Source organism: Chryseobacterium sp. Marseille-Q8038 (genome assembly GCF_965111995.1).
Genome location: NZ_CBCOPN010000002.1, coordinates 1,697,856 through 1,718,018, shown reverse-complemented (window position 1 = coordinate 1,718,018; position 20,163 = coordinate 1,697,856). Strand labels below are relative to the sequence as shown.

Genomic DNA, 20,163 nt, shown 5'->3' with positions numbered 1-20,163 from the left:
TTATGCTGAAAGTTGGAGATAAATTACCTGAATTTGAAGGATTCAATCAAGACGGAGAAACAGTAACCTCATCAAAATTAGTTGGAAAAAAACTGGTAGTTTTCTTCTATCCGCAAGCCAATACGCCGACCTGTACAGTGGAAGCCTGCAACCTGAGTGATAATTATACAAAGCTTGAAAAGGCTGGATTTCAGTTATTGGGAATAAGTGGTGATACTGTAAAGAAGCAGAAGAATTTCCATAGTAAATTTGCTTTCCCTTATGATCTTATTGCAGATGAAAACCGTGACATCATCGAAAAATTTGGGGTATGGCAGGAGAAAAAAACGTTCGGAAAAACGTATATGGGAATTGTAAGAACCACTTTTATTTTTGATGAAAATGGGGTTTGTACTAGAGTGATTGAAAAAGTGACCTCAAAGACTGCTGCTGAGCAGATTCTGGAAGGATAATTCTTTTTTGAAACACAAATATCACAAATACTTTCACAAATAACACGATTTATACCACTGTGTTATTTGTGAAAGTATCTTTTTTTGCCTTTATTATTCTGTTTCGTAGTAATTTAATTCTTCTGTTTCACCGGGAAGTGTAACATGCTTTTTGAATTTTAATCCCAATTTTTCGATCAGTTTTTGGGAAGAAACATTATCTTTTGAAATGATTGCGGATATTTTTGTTAAGCCAAAATCATCCATCCCAATAGATTTAACCTTATGAGCGGCTTCAAAAGCATATCCTTTGCCTTCAAATTCTTCCAATAGAGAATATCCGATATCTACAATATCAAGTCCTTCTCTTTCAAAGATTCCTACTGCTCCTACTTTTTCATTTCCGTCTTTGGTTACTAAAAGATAGTTTCCGAATCCCAGTCTTTCAATCTGGGGAGCAAATCTGTTTAGGATATAGTTTTCGGCATCTTCAATGGAATTAACATTACGGTTGCCGATATGTTGAATAAATTTGGGTCTGTTATAAAGTTCAAAGACAAAATCTCTGTCTTCACGAGACATAGGGCGAAGGATTAATCGTTCAGTCTCATAGGTATTATTTGCGCTTGGATGTTTTTTTGAGCTCATCTTTCTTTGGTTCTTCTTTTTTTTCGATTTTTAAAAGTCTCGGGTTATTAGCACATTTTTTATTATAAAGTTCAATATAAGTTCCATTGTCCTTTACATTGCTTACAGCTCCTGTGGATTTATTTACTGTTACCGTATAATGCGTTTTCTGATAGGGGCATTCCTTTGAGGTCAGTTTTCCAAGATCAAGATAATAATTCGATTGATCTTCATGATAGTTTCCTGCGAGGTCCTTGAACTCTTCATCTACCATATATCCGTCAGCACCCAATACTACTGCTGCTTCCTGAGCATTATCAATTCTGCCTACAAACTTCTTAAGATCTTCAAGATTGGTAACATAATTTACCTTACCTCCTTCTGCATAAGCAATATAGTAAAAGCTGTCTTCACTAGGAAAAAGATTGAATCCTGAGAATTGAGGAGTATAATTTACCTTACCCGAAATCTTTATTTCCTCACCTTTCCCATAGCTGTTGTATATCAACACCCATGAGTCTACCTTATTGCCTGGGTTGATCTGCTGTAAAACGGCAGGAATGCTTGAAAATTTTTTCTTCTCCTGAGAAAATCCTAAGACTCCCAAAAGTAAAAATGTAAGAATTGTAAATCGGGTTGCAGTTTTAATCATAATTTAAAAATCAGCAGAAAATATACCAAATATTACATAAACTTCTCGCCTTTCTTAAAGTTTTTTAAGTCAAGGACATAATCTTTAATAAGCTGATCATTATCTCGCGGGCAGATAAGAAGCGCTTTATCAGTATCTACAACAATGTAGTTTTCAAGGCCATCAATAATCACTGCCTTGTTATTATTCTTTAAACGGATGATATTTCCTTTTGAGTTGTAAGAAAGTAAATGCTTAATTTTCACGGCATTTCCGTTCTTATCTTTTTCCGTATTTTCATATACAGAGGTCCACGTACCAAGATCACTCCATCCTAAATCTGAAGGAATTACGTAAACATTCTTTGCCTTTTCTAAAATCCCATTATCAATGGAGATCTTCTGAACCTTTGGATAAATGGTTTCAATACAGCTGTTTTCTTTTTCTGAATTGTATTCGCAAGCCATAAAGTGCTGCATCATCTCAGGCAGATAAAGATCAAAAGCGTGGTGAATGCTTTTCACATTCCATACAAAAATCCCTGCATTCCAAAGGAAATCACCACTTTCCAAGAAGCTTTGGGCAATTTCAAGGATAGGTTTTTCTGTGAACGTTTTCACTTTGAAATATTCGGATCCCTTTTTTTCTACAAACTGAATATAGCCATAGCCGGTATCAGGCCTTGTGGGCGTAATACCTAATGTTACAAGATAATCATGCTTTGAAGCAACCTCAAATGCCAGTTCCACTTTTTCCAGAAAAACATCCTCTTTAAGAATCAGGTGGTCTGCCGGTAATACAATCATCGTAGCATCCGGATTGATCTCAGCAATCTTGTTGGCCATATACAGATTACAGGCTGCTGTATTCTTCATAAGCGGCTCCCCCACAATATTCTCTTCAGGAATCTCCGGAAGCTGCTGATGAGAAACAGAAACATACTCTTTATTCGTAATTACGAATATCTGTTCTTTAGGAATTACCTTGCTGATTCGGTCATAGGTCTGCTGAATCATGGTGCGCCCTGTTCCTAAAATATCCTGAAACTGTTTTGGAAATTTCTGCGTACTCATAGGCCAGAACCGACTCCCGATTCCACCCGCCATTATAACACAGTATCTATCTGATTTTAACATTCTTAGCTACATTTTTCTACCCTCGCTAAAGGTTTGAAAGAATACTTCCTTCCAGTAGCCAGGTTCTTACAAAGATAGTTTTTTTTAACCAGACCTTCCAATAAATACTTTTCGTTGCGATAGATAAAAAATTCTCCCTTTTGAAGTTGTTCAATAAAATGAAGAGTATCATCCTGTTTCTCAGTATGGAAATATCTTACCAGATCAGGACTTGCCATGAAATTGGCTTTGGGTGATTTTGAAAATTTTATGATGATAGGTTTTAGTTCTTCATCATAAATTTCAAGGCTTTCCATAAGCATATTTCTGAAAGTTTCTTTCCATTCGTTACCATGTGGAGAAATTTTACGGCCATACTTTTCGAAAGCGATCAAATGTGCCAGCTCATGAGTCAGCACAAAGAAAAAAAGCTGTGGGGTAAGTGTAGAATTTACTGTAATTTCATGAGAATTATCCGGAAGTTTTCTGTAATCTCCCAGTTTTGAATTTCGGTTTCTCGTAACCTTTATATGTATATAATAATCTGAAAACCAGATTTTTAAATATTCAAGTGTATTTTGAGGTAAATATTTTTCTAATGATTGAATTGGCATTTTACAAACTTAATGGAATTCCTGCATAGAAATTCAATAGTTTAAGACTAAAAAGATAATTATATTTTGCCTGCGCTACTGATCCCTGTGCATTTGCATAATTATTTCTCGCCACATTTACATCATAAATGGTGGTTCTTCCTGCGGTATAACTTTTATCCGCAAAATCAAGTGCCAGTTTGGAACTTTTTTCTGCTTCTACTGCAGCCAGATAGGTTTCATAATTGGCATCAGCATCAAACTGAGCCTTCTGTACATTCTGTCTTACCGTCTGTTTCTGCTGTTCTAAGGTATTCTTGGCTATACTTTCGTTTACTTTAGACTGTTCTACCTGTAATTTTGTTTTCCCTTTATTGAAGATAGGAATATTTAGTGACAATCCTACATTTTGTCCAAACTGATCTTTATATTGTTCAAAAAAATTTCCCTGCACAGTACCTGGCATAGGATCAAATTGTCTGTTATAGAAAGTGTTAAGACCAGCGCTCGCCGTTAATGTAGGCCAGAATGCTGTTTTGCTTACCTCAGTTTGTGCTTCGGCAGATCTTATACGGCTTTCGGCTGCTTTTATCTGAGGTTGTATCTCGTACGCGGTTGCCAATACCTCATCTACATTAGCAAGCTGTAAATCAAGCTTTTCTGAAATATTTACGTCTTCCACATCAAAACCCTTATAATCTGACAGTTGTAGAAGTTGAACGATAGCGAATAAAGCACGGCCAACATTCACTTCTGCTGTTTTAAGATTTTGTTTTTCTCTTGCCAATGCTGCTTCTGCCTCTGCTAAAACCGTCTGTGCCGTTGTTCCAACCTGAGTTGTAATTTTAGCTCTGTCAAACTGTTTCTGAGCATTTCCTACAGCACTCTGAGAGATTTTAACAATCTCTTTATTCAACAAGACAGTCAGATATTGTTGAGCGATCTGAAGAGAAATATCATTTTTAATGGTTTCAATATCATATTGGCTTGCTTCAACATCAAACTGAGCTTTTCTTACATTCTTCTCTAACCTCCCATTATTATAAACCAAAATATCGGCGCCCAGACCAACACTGTTATTGAATCTATCGTTTCTAAAGCTTCCGGCTCCTAATGATCCTTGCCCGAAACTCACCCCAGTCGTCATACTCCCTGTTACTGAAGGTAAATATTCTTTTTGAGCTGCTTTAAGATTGTATTCCTGGTTTTGTTTGTTATACTGATTTTGGATAACCTGAAGATTATGCTCCACTGCATAGCTTACACATTCTTTTAAGGACCATTTCTTCTGAGCGCTTAAACCCAGATAACCTAATCCAAAAACGATGATCCAAACTTTTTTCATATGTATATGTTTATTTGTTTTTAATGGTCATATGGAATCTTGTTATCTTCATCAGTCTTGTAACTGGTAAATCACAGCGATTTCATATTAAGATTTTTCAATATTAGACGAATTAAATATAAAAAAGTTACAGATTGAAAAATTATATTTTATTTTAAAAAAACTTTTGGGAATTTTGTACCATGACAAATGAACAATATCAGGAAGCTATTGACTGGCTTTTCGTACAGATGCCCAACTATCAGATAGATGGACAGAAGGCTTATAAACCAGGATTAGACAACATTACAAAGCTGTGTGCTTTCTTTGGAAATCCCCAGGATAAGATCAAATGCATCCATATCGGAGGTACGAACGGAAAAGGTTCTTCAAGCAACATGCTTGCATCTGTACTTCAGGAAGCCGGTTATAAAACAGGATTATACAACTCTCCACACCTTATAGACTTTACAGAGCGTATTAAAGTGAATGGAAAGAACTGTAATAAAGAATTTGTCTTTGAGTTTATTCAAAAGCTGAGAACACTTCCGGAAGATATTCGTCCTTCATTTTTTGAGTTCACCACGATTATGGCTTTTGAATACTTTTACCAGCAGAAAGTAGATTTTGCAATTATTGAAGTCGGATTGGGCGGAAGACTGGATTCTACAAACATTATTAAGCCCTTGATTTCTGCGATCACGAATGTTCAGCTGGATCATCAGAATATTCTTGGAGACACCATTGAAGAAATTGCCATGGAGAAAGCCGGAATTATTAAAAACAATATTCCTGTTATTTCCGGTGATGAAAATGAAACAGTGAAAAATATCATCAGAGAGAAAGCAGTGAAAGAAAATGCTCCATTTATAGATGCTACTCTTATTGGTACTACTCTGGAATCAGATTTGAAGGGGAATTATCAGCAAAAGAATATCAGAGTTGTCCTGGCTGCAGTAGAAGAATTAAGGAAACTTAATGTACATATATCAGAAGAATCTCTTGAAAACGGCCTGCTTCATGTCCATCAGAATACAGGATTTATTGGCCGTTGGTTTGAATTTTCAAAAAATCCGCTTACAATTTGTGATACGGGACACAATCAGGCAGGTTTGGAGTATGTTTTTTCACAATTAAATTCAATTAACAGACATAAGCATGTCATTTTGGGGTTTGTAAATGACAAAAAAATAGATGATGTGATGAAATTACTTCCTGAAAATTCTGAGTTCTATTTTGCAAAACCATCCATCAACAGAGGAAGACATCCGGAAGATTATGAAAATCTGCTTCAGGAGGCGAAAATTTTTTATAAAATTTTTGATTCCGTACAGGACGCGTATCTATCTGCAAAAGAACAATGTACAAATGAAGAAATAATTTTTATTGGCGGAAGCAACTTTGTAGTGGGAGATTTTTTAGAAAAAAATTTGGAGATTAAGGAATAAGTCGTATATTTGCACCACTCTAAACAAGAGAACAAGTCTAGAGGGTTCTTAGCTCAGTTGGTTCAGAGCATCTGGTTTACACCCAGAGGGTCGGGGGTTCGAATCCCTCAGGACCCACAGAAAAGGAAACGAAACCTTTCAAAAAAATTCGGGTTCTTAGCTCAGTTGGTTCAGAGCATCTGGTTTACACCCAGAGGGTCGGGGGTTCGAATCCCTCAGGACCCACAAAAAATCTCTCAGATTTCTGGGAGATTTTTTTATTTTATCCTTACCACTTCTCCATTATCTAAAAATCTATTTACGCTTTTTCATCCTTATCAGATAAATAATAAAATATTACACGTCAATTTCTGGCGTTGGCAAGGAATAGCTTTGCTTTAGTAACATTAAAACAAAATATTAATTACTAAAACACAGCGTATGAAAAAACAGTTTGATGATGAGTGGAGTGATGACCTCTCTGAATTTAAAGTTATTTCCATAGAAGATTTAAACAAGGGATTTGTAGGGGATAAAAATGCTTTAGGTGACCATATAATTAATAAAGACAACTCTCCAGATTACAGAAGTCCTTTCCATGATTATAGAAATACACCTTTAGGCTATTCTTATCTCACAGACAATCCTGTATCTATCTTTTCTTCAACAGGGGTAAATGAGAAAGGAGAAAAGGGATATGAGTATTATGCGGAAGTTCTTTCTTGTGAAACCGGATCTCAGGTATATGGAAGCTATCAGGCCAATGCCAGAAAGAAGCAGGCGTTATTTCTATTTTACGAAAAACCTAATCCCAACAAATCAAACTTTTCTGGTGATTTTTATATTGCCAAGATGGGAGATTACTTTGTACAACTCTTCAAGAGGTTTCCAGAACCATTACCTTCCAATGTAAATGGCCAGTTTTTCAGGAATATCACTTCTATGGAAGATGAAGCTGCCTATCTGACACAGTTGGCTTATACTTTTGAGAAAGATAAAATAGATGCTACTCTTGTTCATCAGGCTTTAATGAGGGAATATCAGTTTTATACAGGAGACAGAAGGTTTGAAGAGATTATAGGAAATATCACATCTATTCCTGCTGATGCTATTGGCTGGTGTGCAGAAAAGCTAGAAGTATTCAAGCCTACAGAGAAAAATTATAATCCTGATTCTAAAAACTATTCGCCATTGGTTCCTATTATTGGAGGTGTTGCAGTTCCTGTTAATATAAACAAGGCTGCACAGTTCTTTGAGAACTTAGGAGATAATCCTTTTATTCAGGGAGATGATGTTGCTTTTTCAAAAGTTTGGTCAATGGTGAAGCAGGCAGCAAATAAAGTTGAGGATGCTTCTATAGAACATCTTCCTGATGCCTTCAAAAAGCTGATTAACAAAATTACAGGTGTCATTAATAATATTAAGTCCTTTCTTACCGATTTAGCTGATGCTATTAGTGAGATAGCTAAACAAGGAGTAGAAATCCTTAAACTAGCCAATGCTTTCTATTGCGGTGTTAATAGTGGGCTAATTAGTCTTATCCAATGTTTGCTGTATATTTTAGAGTTTCTTTTACAGCCTACAATTGCTTTCTCCTATCAGCAGTATCTTGAACGAAGAGATTTAATGGAAAAAGCAGAAGATGTACTGGATTGGGTAGCAGAGAATGTTCCTAAGTTCCTGCAGGGAATTAAAGACCTATTCAAAGCCAGTGGAAGCATTTCTCAATCTGATATGGATGGAATACTGGATAAAATGAAAGAGTATTTTGGGAATATTTCTCGTTATACAGTAGCTTTTTATATAGGCATTTTTGCCTTTGAGCTGCTCATTAATATTCTACTTTTGATTTTTACAGAGGGTGCAGGAAATGTGGTAAAAGGAGCTACTTATGTCCAGAAAGCTGCAAGTTTACTAAAGGTTCTTGCAAGGGAAACTGTTTCTGTAGCAACATTGGGAATTACTGATTTACTGGCTTTTCTTTCAAGATTTATTATTAGATTTGGAAAGGCTTGTGCTAAAGGGTTTGCTGGCTTTACCAGATTCATTGAAGAATTATTACAAGGGGCTAAAAATGGTGCTAAAGCAGAGGAACTTGCTGATGAAATCCATGATATAGAGGAAGTAATAATCAAAGGAAGAAAACTTCAAAAAGGAGGTGGTGATGCAACCAAGTCTTTTGCTGAAAATGCTGGAATTAAAATAGAAAGATGGATAAGTAAAGCTAAAGTCTTTGGACAGTCTACAGATTATACCTGTGCTTCCACTTCTTTAAGAATGGTATTGGATGACAAAGGTATTATTAAAAGCGAAGAGTATCTTGCCAGTGCTTTGAACACAGATAAAAATGGTGCTTCTATTTTAGATATTCAAGATGCATTATATAATAGTTATTTGGATGAAGTGACAACTATTACTGAAAGTAAAATAACTTTGCATAAGCTATTGGAAAAATTAGAGGATGGCGATAAGGCTATAATCAGTATAGGTACAGAAGAATTTAAAGGACATGCAATAGTACTGGAAAAAGTTGAGGGTGGGCAAGTGTTTTTGCGTGATCCTTTACCTATGAATCAGGGAGCTTCTTACTCTATGAAAATAGATGACCTAAAAAATATATTCAATAAAAAAGCAGTAATTATTAAAAAATAAAATGATGACAGAATCAGGAAACATACAATATAACACAAAAGGAGAAAAACCTTTAAAAGGATATCAGATTGTTAGGGTGAGAAATGTAGCCAATGCTAAAGAGGTTTTAGATAATTTCAAAAACGCAGTACTAACATTCTTAAAAAATAAAACCCTTCATTATGAAGATCCAAAATGGGAGGAGCTACTACCAAAAGGAATTGTAAGTAAAATTAAGCAGCTAAATGATGATGATTATAAATATGATGAACTATTAGATGATATAGATATGACTATCTATAACTTCCAAGATATAAAAAAATGGGAATGGTATAGTTCTTTGGAAACAGAGAAAGGATTTGATATTATTGTAAAAGGCAAATTTAATGCTTGGCAATTCATCAGTTTCATCCATTGTCAAAATGTTCCTTTAGACAATATCAGGATTATAGATGCTGATAAACAAGAATTTTATGAGCTAAAAACTATCAAGGACTATACTTCATATAAAATCTTAAAGTAGACTAACTAAATATTTCTAAACAGAACCATTCTTGAATTATAGTAGAGAATGGTTTTTGATTATTAGATATTTTAACTTAAAAAAACAAATGATGACAGAACAGGGAAACATACAATATAATACAAAAGGAGAGAAACCTTTAAAAGGATATCAGATTGTTAGGGTGAGAAATGTAGCTCACTCAAAAGAAGTATTAGACAACTTTAAGAATGCTGTTTTAACAATCTTAAAAAACAAGAACTTAAGTGATGAAGACCCTAAGTGGGAGCAACTACTACCACAGGGAATTGTAAACAAGCTAAAACAATTAAGTGATGATGACTACAAATACGATGAACTTTTATATAGAGTCCATTCAAGTGTTGATAATTTTCTTGATAAAGATATCAGAAGATGGGAATGGTATAGTTCTTTAGAAACGGAAAAAGGATTTGATATTATAGTTAAAGGAAAGTTCAATGCTGGGCAGTTCATTAGTTTTATTCACTGTCAAAATGTTCCTTTAGACAATATCAGGATTATAGATGCTGATAAACAAGAATTTTATGAGCTAAAAACTATCAAGGACTATACTTCATATAAAATCTTAAAGTAATACTACAATTAATAGATTTTAAACTTAAAAATAACAGAAAATCTCCCCCTCCACTTTTCCTTATATTTAATATTTATTTACCTTTGCCTGCATTTGAATTTCACCTGACGTGAAGGAACTCCATATCATATCATTCAATTATCCCTACCCTCCTTCATATGGTGGTATTATTGATGTATATTATAAGATCAGGGCTTTATCTGATTTAGGAATAAAAATCCACCTTCACTGTTTTATAGACCAGATTCCTTTAAAGGTCGATACAGAAGTTAAAGAGATAACAGAACATGTATTTTTTTACAAAAAGAAAAAGAATCCGTTCCTTTATTTCTCTGGGATTCCTTTTGCAGCTTCCATAAGAGATTCTGAAGCTCTCCTTAAAAATCTTGAAAAGATCAAAGCCCCTATATTGTTTGAGGGCTTGCAGACCACTCGTATTATAAGACAGCTAAAGGATAAAAAACATCAACTTTACCTTCGCCATCACAACAACGAAACAGAATATTATAAAGGGCTTTCTCTCTCTGAAAAAAACATCTTTAAAAAGATTGTTTACAGCATTGAATCTTTGAAATATAAAGGATATCAGAAAAAGCTTTTAAAGAAATTTGAAACGGCATTCTGCCTGTCTGAAAAGGAATATAACGAGGTAGAAGCATATTCAGAAAATGCTCAGCTGATTCACCTATTCCACGGGAATCAATCGGTAAAGCAACTGGATAAAAGAGGGAAATATTTTCTTTTTCATGGAGATCTCACCACTGCGGATAACAAAAGAGCGCTGATAGAGACTATTGATTTGTTTAAAACGCTCCCACAATACAAATTAATGGTTGCTTCCGACCGTGCCAGTGAAGATATTAAAAAGAGAATTTCAGCAGTTGAAAATATCAGCCTCACCCCTATTCAAACGACAGAAAATCTTCATCAGCTTCTGGAAAACGCTCAGGCCAATATTCTGATTTCTTATCAGAATTCAGGAACAAAAGTGAAGCTGTTTAATACGCTTTACAACAGCCGTTTTGTTATTATTAACGGAAATATTACAGACGATCCTGTTTTGATGAATTTATGCCTGTTTGGACGCAATATGAACGAAATTCGCCAACAAATTATCTCCTCTGCTGAAAAAGATTATCTTAACATGGAAAAAAGAAAGGAAATCTTGGAAGAAACCCACTCTGATAAAGCTAAAGCTGAAGAGATTATTAAGATTATTTTTAAAAATTAACCCTGTCTACCACTTTCTGGATATCAAACTCCTCAAGACAAGCCCAGTCGCCTCTGTAACATTCTTTATCTCCAAAAACGGAACATGGCCTGCAGCTAAGGTCTTTTACCTGAACAACATCTTCTTCACTTTGTCCGAACCCTAAAAATCCGGCATAAGGATGGGTAGCTCCCCAAATAGACACACATCTTGTTCCTACAAGACTTGCAAGATGCATATTTGCAGAATCCATGGAAATCATTAATTCCAGCTGAGAAATTTGATTGAGTTCTTCCGTAAGATTTAATTTTCCGGAGAGGTTTTTGGTATTAGGAATCTCACGTTCCCATTTTTCCAGAGTTTCTGTCTCCTTTTTCCCACCCCCAAAGAAATATATGGTATGTTTCCGGGCAAGAATTCTGACCAGTTCATAGGATTTCTCCAGAGGCAGCATTTTTCCTTTATGCTGTGCAAAAGGAGCAAAGCCGATTCCTGACTTGTGTACAGAAAAAGGTCTTAATGTATGGGAAAGTTCAACTTTAAAACCCATTTCACGAAAAACATCAGCATAGCGTTCCACTGTTTTTTTCAGTTGCACTTTTTCCAGGTTCCAGACATCCGTAAGGTGCTCTTTCTCCTCTTTACCTTTGTTTATTTTAAAAACCTTAAGTCCTTTTCTTCTGTATATTCTGTCTAAAATCTTCGTGCGGATTACATCATGAAGGTTAGCAATACAATCCGGATTAAATTCACGGATCAGTTCATTGCTAAGTTTCCTCAATCCAAAAAGACCTTTGTAATCATCCAGATCAATTCCCTTAAAAGTTACATTAGGAACTCCCGCAAACAGCGCCTCAAAATTTTTTCTGGAAACCATAATAATTTCCACACCGGGGTTCTGCTCCAGAAATTCTCTGAAAACAGGCACAGTCATCGCAACATCTCCAAATGCGGAAAAACGATATGCTAAAATTTTTGTCACGGCTATGATTTCAGTTGATAAGCAACTGCATAAAACTTGATCTGCTTTGTCATCGCCATCAGTCCGTTGGCTCTGGACGGCGAAAGAAACTCCTGCAGTCCTATTTCTGCAATAAAATCGAAATCAGAATCTAAAATTTCCTGAGTGGAATGCCCACTGTAAATACTTACCAAAAGAGAAACAATACCTTTGGGTAAAATACCATCAGAATCTGCATTAAAGAAAAGTTTCCCTTCTTTAAATTCAGCATCGATCCAAACTTTGCTCTGGCAGCCTTTAATCAGATTTTCTTCTGTTTTCCTATCTTCCGGTAAGCCTTTCAGTTCTTTTCCAAGATCAATGATATACTCATACTTTTGCTCCCAATCGTCAAGAAAAGCGAATTCGTCTATTATTTCCTGCTGTTTTTCTTTAATGGTCATTTTTAAATCAAATTTCTTTTGCAAAGATAACCAATTTTGTAAAAATTATTTACTGGATGCTTTTTCAAAAAGTTGTAGGATTTTTGTTTCTTCATTCTCCCAGCAAAAAACATCTGCAGCCTTATTCAATTCATCCTGATAATACCCTCTTCCTCTTTGAAGAATAAGATTAATTGCTTTCTCAATGGTTTCAGGTTTGTGATCCGGAATAACCTCTCCCACATCAAATTGATTTTTTATCCTTTGCATCTCCGGGAAATTAATCATGACAAGCGGTACTCTAGACTGGATATAGTCACAAACTTTATTAGGAAGTGAATAATAGTAGCTTACCCCATTGTTTTCTTCAAGGCTAAATCCTGCATCAGCAGTTTTGGTTATTTCCCTGAGGTTTTCAGGTTTCAGTTTACCCAGAAAAAATACTTTATCCTGCAGTTTCTCCTGAATAACAAGCTCTTCATATTCTTTTTTCTTCGGCCCGTCACCTGCAATTTTCAGAACAGCATCTTCAATATGATGCATGGCCACAATCATTTTTTCAATTCCTCTGGACTGATTGATGGCTCCCTGATATAAAATAATTTTAGGATGGTTGTCCGGAATTTCGGGAACAGAAAGGATTTTTCTGGGAATATTTCGGACTACTACCGGATTGACATTATATTGTTCATGAAACCATTCGGCATAGCTTTCACTTTCTGTCATCATCAATTCCATGTGAGGAACCAGTTTTCTTTCAAGCACTCTCCAGAATTTCTGAGAAAATCGGTTTTGAACTGAAGGCATTTCCGTGAAAATTTCATGACTGTCAAAGACGAGCGGGATGTTCAGTTTTTTGGCAATGAGATAATTTGGCAGAAGTGCATCTATATCATTGGCATGAAGGATGGTATCTTTGTCCGCTTTTTTTTTCAGTTCTTTATATAATTTCCAGTTGAACTCAAAATAAGCAGTCTTCAGGCTTTTAGATTTCAACTCAATTCTGGAAAAAGGATAAGGGCGCTCCATTTTTTCATTTCCACCCCAGTCATTACCGATCAGATCTATGGAATAACCATTATCAAAAAGGGTTTTACACACTTTTTCTATCCGCTGGTCGGTATACAGATTACTAAAAGCCGACGTAATTATTTTTTTCCTCATCAACCTTTCTTTCCTAGTATTAAATGATAGATCTGAATGAAACAAATCAACCCGTTTGGAATGATAACCGGCCATAACGGCCCACTAAAAAAGCCATAAATGACAAAACAAAAACAGCCAATCATGTTGACAATTCTAATTTTTCTTACATCTTTCAGTATGAAACTCAGCACGATAAAAACTGAAGCGGAATATCCGATGTAAGTAGTAATTTCAGGGGTCATGAGAGATTTTTAAGGATAACAAACTTAATCATTTTCAATAAGATAATAAAATTTTTTACTGCCATAAAGTCATTAATTGATTTTTGGTAAAATATTTGTAATTTAGATAATGAATAAAAGGTAATGTTGCCTTTGTTCTAATGAGATATATTATGGATTATAAGTTTTCACAAGGTTTGAGCCAGGTGTTCAAACAAAGCAAAAGCGAAGCTAAACGGCTGAAAAGTGAATTTCTTAATACAGAACATCTACTTTTAGGTATTATAAAAACGGAAAACTCTGCAAAAGAAATCCTTCAAAACCTTAATGCGGATTTAACACAAATCAGAAGAAAAATTGAAACTCTAAATACAGCAAGTCTTAATCCTATTTCTGAGGAGGTTACCAATATTTCTTTCACTAAAATGGCAGATCATGCTATTAAACGTGCAGAGTTAGAATGCCGACAATATAAAAGCAATGAAATTAATACCGTTCACCTGCTTTTAGGTATTCTTTATAAATATGAGGACCCTACTTCAAATATTCTGGGAGCTTATGACATCGACTACGAAGGAGTTTCAAGAGAATACCAGACTATGCTTAAAAATTCAGGGCAGGCACCACAAATGAGTGCTTACGATGATGATGATGAGAGAGAAGAATTTGAGCAAATGAGAAAGCCTACAGGAAATCTAGGGTCTGCAAAAAGTAAAACGCCTACATTGGATAACTTTGGTAGAGACCTTACTTCTTTGGCCAGAGATGGAAAACTGGACCCAGTGATTGGGCGTGAAAAAGAAATTGAGAGAGTTTCTCAGATCTTATCACGTAGAAAGAAAAACAACCCTCTTCTTATCGGGGAGCCGGGAGTTGGTAAATCGGCCATTGCTGAAGGTTTAGCCCTAAGAATTCAACAGAAAAAAGTGTCGAGAGTTCTTTACGGAAAACGTGTGATCACTTTAGACCTGGCAAGTTTAGTTGCCGGAACTAAATACCGTGGTCAGTTTGAAGAAAGAATGAAGGCCATCATGACGGAACTGGAGAAAAACAGAGATGTCATCTTATTTATTGATGAGCTTCATACCATTGTAGGAGCAGGAAGTTCTACAGGAAGTTTAGATGCTTCCAATATGTTCAAGCCGGCTTTAGCAAGAGGCGAAATTCAATGCATCGGGGCAACAACTCTGGATGAGTACCGTCAGTATATTGAAAAAGACGGGGCTTTAGAAAGAAGATTCCAGAAAGTAATGGTGGAGCCTACTTCTATTGATGAGACTGTTCAGATTTTGAATCAGATCAAAGATAAATATGAAGAACATCACAATGTAATCTATACTCCTGAAGCTATTTTGGCCTGTGTCAATTTGACTTCAAGATATATTACAGACCGTTTCTTACCAGACAAAGCTATCGATGCCATGGATGAAGCAGGATCTCGTGTTTATATCAAGAATATGAAAGTTCCTACTGAAATCATTGATTTTGAAAAGAAAATCGAAGACATCAAAGAACTGAAACAGAAAGCGGTAAAAGCACAGGATTACCTTGAAGCAAGAAAGCTGAAAGATGAAGAGGAACGTCTTCAAATGGAACTGAATGCTGCTCAGGAAAAATGGGATAAGGATGTAAAAGAGAAAAAAGAAACCGTAACGGAAGAAAATGTAGCGGAAGTAGTTTCTATGATGAGCGGTGTTCCGGTAACGAAAGTTGGTAAGAACGAGCTTGACAAACTTGCCCAAATGGATGAGAAACTGAACGGAAAAGTGATTGGTCAGGAAGATGCTGTGAAAAAAGTAGTGAAAGCCATTCAAAGAAACAGAGCAGGTCTTAAAGATCCTAACCGTCCAATCGGTACCTTTATTTTCCTTGGAACAACCGGAGTTGGTAAAACAGAGCTGGCGAAAGTAATGGCAAGAGAACTATTTGAATCAGATGAATCTCTGATCAGAATAGACATGAGTGAATACATGGAGAAATTTGCTGTTTCAAGATTGGTAGGTGCGCCTCCGGGATACGTAGGATACGAAGAAGGTGGTCAGCTGACAGAAGCAGTAAGAAGAAAGCCTTATGCTGTGGTTCTTTTGGATGAGATTGAAAAAGCTCACCCTGATGTATTCAATATTCTGTTACAGATTTTGGATGAAGGACACGTTACTGACAGTTTAGGAAGAAAAATTGACTTTAGAAATACCATCATTATTCTTACCTCAAACATCGGAACCAGAGATCTTAAAGACTTTGGAGACGGTGTAGGATTCGGAACTTCTGCGAAGAAAACAACTTCAGATTCAAGAGCGAGAAGTACCATTGAAAGTGCACTTAAAAAAGCATTTGCTCCAGAATTCTTAAACAGAATTGATGATATTGTAATCTTCAACTCTCTTGTACAGGATGATATCAAGAAAATTATTGATATTGAACTGAACAAGCTTTATGGCAGACTTGAAAAATTAGGATATAAAGTTGATCTTACTGAAGAAGCGAAAGACTTTATTTCTGAAAAAGGATGGGATAAAGATTTCGGGGCAAGACCATTGAAACGTGCCATCCAGAAATATATTGAAGACTTATTGGCAGAAATGCTGGTAAACAAGCAATTGAATGAAGGAGAAACCGTAGTTCTTGACCTTAATGAAGCAAAAGACGGATTGATCGGAAAAACGCAAAAAGCTAAAAAATCCGCAGAGAAGTCTTCTCAATCATAAATAATTTAATTTCAAATAGAAAATCCCCGGGAAGTTTCCCGGGGATTTTTGTTTTTATACGTTTTGGCTAAAGCCCGTTTCTATTGATAAATCAAACATTAAAGTCCCACCACAAAACCGATATTCGGGATCAAGCCACTGGAAAACACACTGGAATTCTGCTTCCAAAGCACATTATACATCAGCCCCAGCTGCATAAAGGAGTTATTCCCGATTCTCTGCATATATCCTCCTCCAACATACAATGCATTTTCTTCTGTATTGTATTTATAATCATAGTACTTATCTTTATAGTCAACAAAATAATGTTGATAGTTGGCTCCCACATAAAATGATCTGGCAAAATAATAATTGACAAAAGGACCTACTCCGAACATCGTTGATTTATAATAATCAGAAGTCTGCCACGAAACACTTCCAACAACTCCGCCTTCTAGATCATTGGTAAGCCTGTAACCTACTCTGGGTGAAGCCGATAAATTAAAAGCACTGTTACTTCCGAAACCTACTCCAATTCCTCCTCCGAAAGTCCATTTGCTGTTTTCCTGTACCGGTGCACCTACTGAAACCTGGGAAAATACTGATCCTGAACCTATCAGCATCATAGAAATAATAAACTTTTTCATATCTAGATATTTTATATTTTGATGATTTTTATCTTCCCTTCACTTGTTATCAGTGCGGAAGATGGTGATCACGATTAATATCGTTTTTATCAATGTTTAAAATTATGGTTTTTTTACGACTTTATTAATCGTATTTTTGCCGCATCAAACTAAGAACTCCCGTTAAGAGTTTCGTAAAATTGAAATACAATGAAAATAGTAGTAGGCCTCTCCGGAGGTGTAGATTCTAGTGTTACAGCTTATTTGCTGCAGCAGCAGGGCCATGAAGTAGTGGCTTTATTCATGAGAAACTGGAACGATGCTTCCGTAACATTAGAAGATGAATGTCCCTGGATTGAGGACAGTAATGATGCCCTTATGGTAGCCCAAAAGCTTGGAATTCCTTTCCAGGTGATAGACATGAGTGAACTTTACAAGGAGCGCATTGTTGACTATATGTTTGCCGAATACGAAAAAGGCAGAACTCCCAACCCTGATGTATTGTGTAACAGAGAAGTAAAATTCGATGTGTTTATGAAAACGGCAATGTCTTTGGGCGCAGATAAGGTTGCAACAGGACATTATGCCAGGGTAAATTCCACTTTTGATGAGAATGGTAAAGAAATTTTCCATCTTCTGGCTGGAAAAGATAATAATAAAGACCAGTCTTATTTCCTGTGTCAGCTAAGCCAGGACCAGCTTTCAAAAGCGTTATTTCCTATCGGAGAACTTACAAAGCCTCAGGTAAGAGAGATTGCAAAAGAAATCGGGCTGGTAACAGCAGATAAAAAAGATTCTCAGGGATTATGTTTTATCGGAAAAGTAAGCCTGCCACAATTTTTACAACAGCAATTAAAACCCAACGAAGGTGAAATTGTAGAAATTTTCAAAGATTCACCTCTCTTTTCTGAAGAAAAACCTGAATTCTCATCTAAAGAAGAAGAACTTGAGTTTTTATCAAGAAAAATCAATTACAAAAAATCTGACGGAAAAGTAATCGGGAAACATCAGGGAGCCCAGTTTTTCACCATCGGACAAAGCCGTGGCCTTGGAATAGGCGGACACAAAGAAAGCTGTTTTATCATCTCCAGAGAGATGGAAAACAATATCATTTTCGTGGGAGAAGGAAGTCACTTCCCTGGTCTCCACAAAAAAGCACTGAAAATAGATAATTCTGAGCTGCATTGGGTTCGTGAAGATATGAAGCTTCAGAATGGAGAATCTATGGAAGTAATGGCCAGATTCCGATACAGACAGGCTTTGCAGAAAGCAACGCTATATCAGTTTGAAAATGCATTGTATATGGAGTTTGATGAACTTCAGTCTGCAATTGCGGAAGGACAGTTTGCTTCATGGTATATTGATGAGGAGCTTATCGGAAGTGGTGTGATTGCGTAAGGGATCCGAGGTTTGTGTTTCGGGATTATAGAATTATTGATTTGAAGATTCTGGAATTTTTTTAAAATTTTTCTGTAACGTTTTCTAAGTTGTCTTACTTACTAAGTAAATAACAATAAAATTACTATGAAAACATCTACAAAAAACCAGTATGCTTACGTAAACAATATTCTGATCGCTATTGTATCTGCAGTTTTTGGCTATAATTTCTATCAGGCAATTGTACATCCGGAAAACTCGAATATTGCGATCAGTCTTATTTTAGTAGTCCTGACTTCCGTTATGGTTCGAAAATATGACTATCAGCCCGTGGAAAAAAAGAAAGATATTTAATATCAACAACACATAATAAAGCCCGGAACATTTTTGTTTCGGGTTTCTTTTTATACAGAAGTATTACTTCATCTTTTTATTGACATGATTCAACATAAAAATCAATGTAACAATAATTTCTGCTATTAAAATCATAACTAAAAATCCAATGGGTTTTTCCAACATCACTCCTCTTATCAGTTTGATGATTCCCAATAGGACAATCAGTCCTGCAAAATAAAGGGTCGTTCTTGAAATCATTTCATTCAAAGAACGTAAACAGAAAACCGAAGCATAGAACCCAATAACCAGGATTAAATAGAAATTCAGAAAGTCTGGTCCTTTAAGAATAACCGGATTAAATGTCTGATGTACTCCTACAAGCCATACAACACTTATTACAACCGGTACGGTATGAATAATGATCTTTTTCATAATGATTAGTTTTTTATCCTCCGCAGCCACCACATCCGCCACAACCCCCGCAGCCTCCGCCACAACCACCACCTCCGCTACAGCTTGAACCACCACAACTTCCTCCGTCATTGTTTGGTTTATCTTTTCTGTTAGGATCAGAGACTTCATTATTTCCTATGACAGATACGATTGTTCCCAGAATGAAAATAATTCCAAATACAACTCCTGTAACAAGAAATCCGGTAAATCCTTCTCCTTCCGTACAGGAGAATAAAAGCAGTACAATAAAGATCGGAGCAAAAAAAGCCATCTTTTTTATCCAGGACTGCAGTCTGGATCTTTCTTTCAGTTCTTTCCAGATTTCTTCAGGAGCTTCCTGTTTAAATACTTCCCGGTAGTTTACCAATGTATCCTGAAACCAGTTCTGATGTTTTTCTTTCTCACTATTTCCTCCTTTGGAAGGATGATGATGAAGTGGTCTTTTTAGAATATGGGGACAAAACTCCTCCCAATAATTCTGGGTGTAAATCAGATGCATATGCCATACTTTATCTACTATCTTGCTGGGAGAAGCTCCATGGGGAAGAATACAACAGAGATACACAAACTTTTTATATTCTTCAATCGCCTTATGGGCAAAATTAAGGCTCCAGCGTTCTTCTTTTGCCAGTTTTTTTGAGAAGGGAAAATCAACACCGGGAGCATCCAGAGAAAACTCCTGTATCCGTTTCCAAAGGATTTCGTCTTTTAATATCATTTTTGTTTCCATTGTTTTGTTTTTTGTTTCTATTCAAATATCAATGGATTTTAAAATATAAAAGTCTCTTAAAAGTCTTTTTTAGTTTGATAAAAATCTTAAATTAGTC

21 protein-coding genes and 2 tRNA genes are annotated in these 20,163 nt (G+C 35.9%); 11 read left to right on the top strand and 12 right to left on the bottom strand.

Features of this window, described 5'->3' with window-relative positions; translation table 11 throughout:
* Positions 1-2 precede the first annotated feature (2 nt).
* Positions 3-452: a thioredoxin-dependent thiol peroxidase gene (bcp, locus tag ACWPWS_RS21780; RefSeq protein ID WP_105682961.1), complete on the top strand. Its 450-nt coding sequence runs from the start codon at positions 3-5 to the stop codon at positions 450-452.
* Between the two features lie 93 nt (positions 453-545).
* Here bcp and ACWPWS_RS21775 read toward each other — a convergent pair whose 3' ends face one another.
* From ACWPWS_RS21775 to ACWPWS_RS21755, 5 genes are read right to left on the bottom strand one after another with little or no spacing between them, the layout of a single operon-like run.
* Positions 546-1,079 (bottom strand): GNAT family N-acetyltransferase, encoded by a 534-nt coding sequence (locus ACWPWS_RS21775; RefSeq protein WP_209786484.1) that lies wholly within the window; start codon positions 1,077-1,079, stop codon positions 546-548.
* On the bottom strand, positions 1,048-1,710 hold the full coding sequence (locus ACWPWS_RS21770; protein ID WP_454047887.1) for a hypothetical protein: 663 nt from the start codon (positions 1,708-1,710) through the stop codon (positions 1,048-1,050). The genes ACWPWS_RS21775 and ACWPWS_RS21770 overlap by 32 nt, the downstream gene beginning before the upstream one ends.
* A 32-nt stretch (positions 1,711-1,742) precedes the next feature.
* On the bottom strand, positions 1,743-2,825 hold the full coding sequence (locus ACWPWS_RS21765) for a mannose-1-phosphate guanylyltransferase (RefSeq protein ID WP_454047886.1): 1,083 nt from the start codon (positions 2,823-2,825) through the stop codon (positions 1,743-1,745).
* 2 nt (positions 2,826-2,827) lie between these two features.
* Positions 2,828-3,418, bottom strand: a complete 591-nt coding sequence (locus ACWPWS_RS21760) for a SprT-like domain-containing protein (protein ID WP_105682958.1) — start codon at positions 3,416-3,418, stop codon at positions 2,828-2,830.
* A 1-nt stretch (position 3,419) separates the two neighbouring features.
* Entirely contained in the window at positions 3,420-4,742 is a 1,323-nt protein-coding gene (locus tag ACWPWS_RS21755; RefSeq protein ID WP_454047885.1) for a TolC family protein, read from the bottom strand.
* A gap of 182 nt (positions 4,743-4,924) precedes the next feature.
* On the opposite strand from ACWPWS_RS21755, the gene ACWPWS_RS21750 reads away from it, so the two are divergent.
* The 7 genes from ACWPWS_RS21750 to ACWPWS_RS21720 all read left to right on the top strand — a co-directional run bounded on the left by ACWPWS_RS21750 (position 4,925) and on the right by ACWPWS_RS21720 (position 11,128).
* A complete protein-coding gene (locus tag ACWPWS_RS21750; protein WP_454047884.1) occupies positions 4,925-6,169 on the top strand; it encodes a bifunctional folylpolyglutamate synthase/dihydrofolate synthase in 1,245 nt (414 codons plus the stop codon).
* A 42-nt stretch (positions 6,170-6,211) separates the two neighbouring features.
* A tRNA-Val gene (locus ACWPWS_RS21745) sits at positions 6,212-6,286 on the top strand.
* A gap of 33 nt (positions 6,287-6,319) precedes the next feature.
* Positions 6,320-6,394: transfer RNA gene (locus ACWPWS_RS21740), tRNA-Val, on the top strand.
* A 195-nt stretch (positions 6,395-6,589) separates the two neighbouring features.
* On the top strand, positions 6,590-8,800 hold the full coding sequence (locus tag ACWPWS_RS21735; protein WP_454047883.1) for a cysteine peptidase family C39 domain-containing protein: 2,211 nt from the start codon (positions 6,590-6,592) through the stop codon (positions 8,798-8,800).
* A 1-nt stretch (position 8,801) separates the two neighbouring features.
* The gene (locus ACWPWS_RS21730; protein WP_454047882.1) at positions 8,802-9,302 is read left to right on the top strand and encodes a hypothetical protein; all 501 of its coding nucleotides are present in this window, start codon (positions 8,802-8,804) and stop codon (positions 9,300-9,302) included.
* A gap of 88 nt (positions 9,303-9,390) precedes the next feature.
* On the top strand, positions 9,391-9,897 hold the full coding sequence (locus ACWPWS_RS21725) for a hypothetical protein (protein WP_454047881.1): 507 nt from the start codon (positions 9,391-9,393) through the stop codon (positions 9,895-9,897).
* Between the two features lie 109 nt (positions 9,898-10,006).
* Positions 10,007-11,128 carry a hypothetical protein gene (locus ACWPWS_RS21720; RefSeq protein ID WP_454047880.1) on the top strand — a complete coding sequence of 374 codons (1,122 nt, stop codon included), beginning with the start codon at positions 10,007-10,009 and terminating at the stop codon, positions 11,126-11,128.
* Here ACWPWS_RS21720 and ACWPWS_RS21715 read toward each other — a convergent pair.
* Genes ACWPWS_RS21715 through ACWPWS_RS21700 form a run of 4 tightly spaced genes read right to left on the bottom strand, consistent with a single transcriptional unit; the run spans position 11,118 to position 13,878 of the window.
* Entirely contained in the window at positions 11,118-12,041 is a 924-nt protein-coding gene (locus ACWPWS_RS21715; protein WP_408915153.1) for a glycosyltransferase family 9 protein, read from the bottom strand. The two genes, ACWPWS_RS21720 and ACWPWS_RS21715, sit on opposite strands and share 11 nt — an antisense overlap.
* Before the next feature lie 50 nt (positions 12,042-12,091).
* Positions 12,092-12,511, bottom strand: a complete 420-nt coding sequence (locus ACWPWS_RS21710; protein ID WP_105682954.1) for a SufE family protein — start codon at positions 12,509-12,511, stop codon at positions 12,092-12,094.
* A 45-nt stretch (positions 12,512-12,556) separates the two neighbouring features.
* Entirely contained in the window at positions 12,557-13,654 is a 1,098-nt protein-coding gene (locus ACWPWS_RS21705; protein ID WP_454047879.1) for a glycosyltransferase, read from the bottom strand.
* Positions 13,654-13,878: a uroporphyrinogen decarboxylase gene (locus tag ACWPWS_RS21700; RefSeq protein WP_105682952.1), complete on the bottom strand. Its 225-nt coding sequence runs from the start codon at positions 13,876-13,878 to the stop codon at positions 13,654-13,656. The genes ACWPWS_RS21705 and ACWPWS_RS21700 overlap by 1 nt, the downstream gene beginning before the upstream one ends.
* A 152-nt stretch (positions 13,879-14,030) precedes the next feature.
* Here ACWPWS_RS21700 and ACWPWS_RS21695 point away from each other — a divergent pair, with 152 nt between their 5' ends.
* Entirely contained in the window at positions 14,031-16,565 is a 2,535-nt protein-coding gene (locus ACWPWS_RS21695) for an ATP-dependent Clp protease ATP-binding subunit (RefSeq protein WP_209786494.1), read from the top strand.
* A gap of 98 nt (positions 16,566-16,663) precedes the next feature.
* On the opposite strand, the gene ACWPWS_RS21690 is transcribed toward ACWPWS_RS21695, so the two are convergent.
* Entirely contained in the window at positions 16,664-17,191 is a 528-nt protein-coding gene (locus ACWPWS_RS21690) for a hypothetical protein (protein WP_105682951.1), read from the bottom strand.
* 189 nt (positions 17,192-17,380) lie between these two features.
* On the opposite strand from ACWPWS_RS21690, the gene mnmA reads away from it, so the two are divergent.
* Together mnmA and ACWPWS_RS21680 are read left to right on the top strand one after the other, a co-directional pair.
* Entirely contained in the window at positions 17,381-18,568 is a 1,188-nt protein-coding gene (gene mnmA, locus ACWPWS_RS21685) for a tRNA 2-thiouridine(34) synthase MnmA (RefSeq protein WP_454047878.1), read from the top strand.
* A gap of 126 nt (positions 18,569-18,694) precedes the next feature.
* Complete coding sequence (locus ACWPWS_RS21680) at positions 18,695-18,901, top strand: hypothetical protein (protein WP_454047877.1); 207 nt, start codon at positions 18,695-18,697, stop codon at positions 18,899-18,901.
* Between the two features lie 63 nt (positions 18,902-18,964).
* Here ACWPWS_RS21680 and ACWPWS_RS21675 read toward each other — a convergent pair whose 3' ends face one another.
* Positions 18,965-19,315, bottom strand: coding sequence for a hypothetical protein (locus ACWPWS_RS21675; RefSeq protein WP_454047876.1), 351 nt, complete (start codon positions 19,313-19,315; stop codon positions 18,965-18,967).
* A gap of 13 nt (positions 19,316-19,328) precedes the next feature.
* On the bottom strand, positions 19,329-20,066 hold the full coding sequence (locus ACWPWS_RS21670; protein WP_454047875.1) for a glycine-rich domain-containing protein: 738 nt from the start codon (positions 20,064-20,066) through the stop codon (positions 19,329-19,331).
* Between the last annotated feature and the right edge of the window lie 97 nt (positions 20,067-20,163).